Genomic DNA, 3,992 nt, shown 5'->3' with positions numbered 1-3,992 from the left:
GGATATCCTGGGTATTAAGGTACTGGACCATTTAATCTTCAGCGAAGAGGGGTATTTATCGATGCTGGAGGGTAATCTGTTCTAAAGAAGAAATGAAAATTACCAGGTGCAAGCTCCTTTCGGTTGCCACAAAACCAAATTTTCTCTACTGGTTTTTGGCTTGCACCTGGTTTTCTTATGAAATGCTCATAGGTACAGACCAACCGATAGAAACATTATTAGAGTATAAGGCGATGATTATGAAACAACAGTTCTTATCCAAACAAAGCAATAAGATTGACGCTTTTGGGGATGATGTGTATGATATCTAATATTTATACACATATTACCCAGGAGGCTGCGATGCGGACGAATATCGTCATTGATGATCGGCTGATGAGCGAGGCTTTGATGATTTCAGGCTGCAAAACGAAGAAAGAAGCCGTGGAACAAGCATTGAAACTCCTCATTATCATGAAGAAGCAAGAAAAGATCCGGGAACTCAGGGGTAAGTTATCTTGGGAAGGAGACCTTGATGCAATGAGGACCGACGTATGATCGTCGTAGATACCTCTGTCTGGATTGACTATGTGAATGGAGTGCATACAGCCCAAACTGATATCCTGGACAAAGAATTACAGGAGAGTCGAGTTGTTACAGGTGATGTGATAATGGTGGAGTTTCTCCAAGGATTTCGGGACAACAAACAGTTCAAAACTGCCAGGATGCTTATGGACTCACTTGAGTATTATGACTTTGCCGGAAAGGAGATGGCCATCAAGGCGGCAGAGAACTTCCGGTTGCTAAGAAAGAAAGGTATTACCGTTCGTAAGACCATCGATGTTCTTATAGCAACGTTTTGCATTGAACATGGATTTGAGCTGCTTCACAATGACGGGGATTTTGAACCGATGAAAGAGATTCTTGGTTTGCAAGTAAAACACTAATGTTGCACCAGCATGCTCACTACTGATGGTAAGCTGAATGAATTTGGACACCAGTAATGGTCGCAGCCACTGTAAAAGTGTCTTTAAATCGAGCTCGTGTCCACAAGAATGTGTATACCAAAACAACCCCATAGCAATACGGTGCCCTTTTGTCCCGTGGGGGAGACCCTATGGTAGGAATTAATGGAATTGGTGTATAACGAGTCTGGAATGTCTTGAAAATTTATTCATATAGATGATACTGGTACAGAGAGCTTCAAGTCACCTTCTTTACAAAATCACTCATGCCTGCTTGCCTTTGGATTTGGAAATGAAATTATTCTTGTATCTCTGTATTGTGACACGGGTACTTTACACTTGAGCAACCATGATCAAGTTTTTGCTCCCAACAACAGAGGGAGTAGAACAAAGGGATATGAACAAGGACTTTCACGAGTCACAGGAAAAGGATATTGCAATGCACAAGCACACCATGCCGATAAGAAATCTCATAATCACTGTGTTTGTCCTCATCATGATTGTTGCTGCTACAAGCATCGCCTATATCATCTTCTCCCGTTGGCATAGCTCCGCCGAAGCCACGATGGCTCGAATCGCAGACAACATCGACAAGCAGATCCACCAACAAGTCACCTCCTTCATGGATGAAGCGGCTTCTCTCAATGAGACCAACCATAAACTTATTCGTGACGGAATCCTCGATATCCAAGATATCGGGAAACGAGAACAGTACTTTGTCGGTGCCTTGCAGGCCTTTGATGACAAGATCTACAGCTTCAGCTATGGAACAGAAGATGGGTACTACTATGGTGCTCGTAGAAATAAGGATGGTCTCATTGAGATAATGAGAAATGACGCCTCCACTGGAGGGAACTCTTGGTACTACACAGTGGGCCCAGATCTGAGGGCAAAGGAACTTGCAGAAAAGAAGGGGCAGTTCGATCCTCGTATACGTCCTTGGTATCAAGCAGCCATTGAGGCTGGAGGTATCGCGTTCTCTCCACCATACAAGCACTTCGTAATGGAAGACCTGACAGTATCGGCAGCAATTCCCGTCTACGATAGCAACAACAAGGTACAAGGCGTCATGGGAACCCATTTGCTCCTCTCTGGAATCGGGGAATTCTTGGAGATGGCAGTAAAACCATTCAATGGATATGCAATCATTGTAGAGAGAGAAAGTGGACTCCTAATCGCCAACTCCCTGGGTTCGTCCAATTTCACGGTGCAGGTTGATGGTTCGTTTCATCGAAAAAGCATTGACCAAATAGGAGATGAATCTATCAGGAAGGCATGGGAAGAGTTCAAAGATTCTGAGCAAGTGCAATTGTCCTACATGAGACGCACCCAGCACATGTATGCATCCATGCGAGGATACAAGGCTGAAGGTATAGATTGGATTGTCATTTCCGTTGTTCCTGGTGGATTCCTTCTGGATCAAGTGAATGAAAGCATCATTACCACTACCCTCCTCATTATGTTCGCCATTATCATAATTGTGGTAATCTATCATTTTCTTACTGCACATATGTTAAAACCAGTTGAGGAGCTCCTGAATGTCACCAAGGCTCTCGCCTTGGGTGACCTGTCAAAACGAGTACCCATTAGGCGTAATGATGAGATTGGACAAATAGCCACCAGCTTGAATGATGTAGCCGATACCTTGCAGCAACTATTCAACAATCTTGAACAAGAAGTGCATATGCGTACCCAGGAACTCCAAGAGAGCCGTGACCAACTTACCCTGATCCTGAACTCTTCAGCAGAAGGGATCTATGGCATCGATACCGAAGACAAATGTACATTTTGCAACAAGAGCGCACTGGATATGCTCGGCTATGACCGGTATGAAGAGCTTTTAGGGAAGAATATGCATGAACAGATTCATCATACCATGGAGAACGGTCAGCCATTCCCCATAGAATCCTGTCGAATCTTCAAATCTTTTCAAGAGAGTACATGCTTTATTGCAGATAATGAAGTGTTCTGGAGAAAGGACGGTACCGCCTTCCCCGTTTCCTACCAAGTTTCCCCACAGATGAGAGAGGACAAGGTAGTTGGTGGAGTTATCACCTTTTCCGATATCACAGAAAGAAGGGAGAAGGAACGACAGGTCGAGTATCTTCGATACCATGACTCATTGACCGGTTTGTACAACAGAAACTATTTTGAAGAGCACTACCCTCTTTTTGATACACTTGAAAATCTACCCCTCTCCCTTATTTTTGCTGACATCAATGGCTTGAAAATGACCAACGACATCTTTGGTCATTGGGCTGGTGATGCATTGATCAAGAAATCGGCAGACAGTTTCAAGAAAGCCTGTCCACAAGCAGGATTTTCCGCCCGACTGGGAGGAGATGAGTTTATCATGGTTCTTCCTCGTACCTCGAGAGATGAAACGCAGACCATTATGGAGCAAATTACATCGCAATCTTCTGCAATGCACGTTGCTTCGATGCGTTGCAGCCTCTCCTTGGGCAGCGATACCAAGGAATATGCAAATCAATCCTTCACAGAAATCATGATGAATTCCGAGAACCGCATGTATCAGGACAAGACAAAAAACAAGACCACCAGAAGCAGGGAAATTCTCAAAACACTGCAGGAGGCTCTCTACAATAGAAGTTCACGGGAGAAGGAACACGCTCAGAATGTCAGGGAACTTGCCGGGAGATTTGCTTCTGTTCTAGGACTTTCCGAGGCTGAAACCAATGTGTTGAAACGTTCAGCATATCTGCATGATATAGGGAAAGTAACATTGGACAACAAGATTCTATCAGAAAAGAATTTATCCGAAAGTGAGATAGAAGAGAAACAGCAACACCCTGCCATAGGATATCGAATCCTGAGTCTTTTTGATGATACACTCGATCTTGCTGAATATGTATATGGGCATCATGAACATTGGGATGGAAGTGGGTATCCTCGAGGTCTCAAGGGTGACCAGATTCCATTCATCTCGAGAATCCTCTGCATCATCGAAGCATATGAACGTATTATTGATAGGGAGGGCCCCTCGAAGCAGGCAGAGAAAAAAGCCATCGATGCATTACGCAAAGGAGG

At 44.1% G+C, this 3,992-nt stretch carries 4 protein-coding genes; all 4 read left to right on the top strand.

Annotated features, from left to right (window positions below):
• The first annotated feature begins 4 nt into the window (after nt 1-4).
• Nucleotides 5-85 carry a hypothetical protein gene (locus tag JF818_RS16705; protein ID WP_370570337.1) on the top strand — a complete coding sequence of 27 codons (81 nt, stop codon included), beginning with the start codon at nt 5-7 and terminating at the stop codon, nt 83-85.
• A 257-nt stretch (nt 86-342) separates the two neighbouring features.
• Entirely contained in the window at nt 343-537 is a 195-nt protein-coding gene (locus JF818_RS12305; RefSeq protein WP_198892291.1) for a type II toxin-antitoxin system VapB family antitoxin, read from the top strand.
• Nucleotides 534-926: a PIN domain nuclease gene (locus JF818_RS12300; protein WP_198892290.1), complete on the top strand. Its 393-nt coding sequence runs from the start codon at nt 534-536 to the stop codon at nt 924-926. Before JF818_RS12305 ends, JF818_RS12300 begins: the two co-directional genes overlap by 4 nt.
• Before the next feature lie 367 nt (nt 927-1,293).
• Nucleotides 1,294-3,992: HD domain-containing phosphohydrolase (locus JF818_RS12295; RefSeq protein ID WP_198892289.1), on the top strand; the 2,699-nt coding region annotated here is incomplete at its 3' end.

The organism is Sphaerochaeta sp. S2 (assembly GCF_016406725.1).
Lineage (GTDB): Bacteria > Spirochaetota > Spirochaetia > Sphaerochaetales > Sphaerochaetaceae > Sphaerochaeta.
This window is presented reverse-complemented; position numbering and strand designations above follow the sequence as displayed.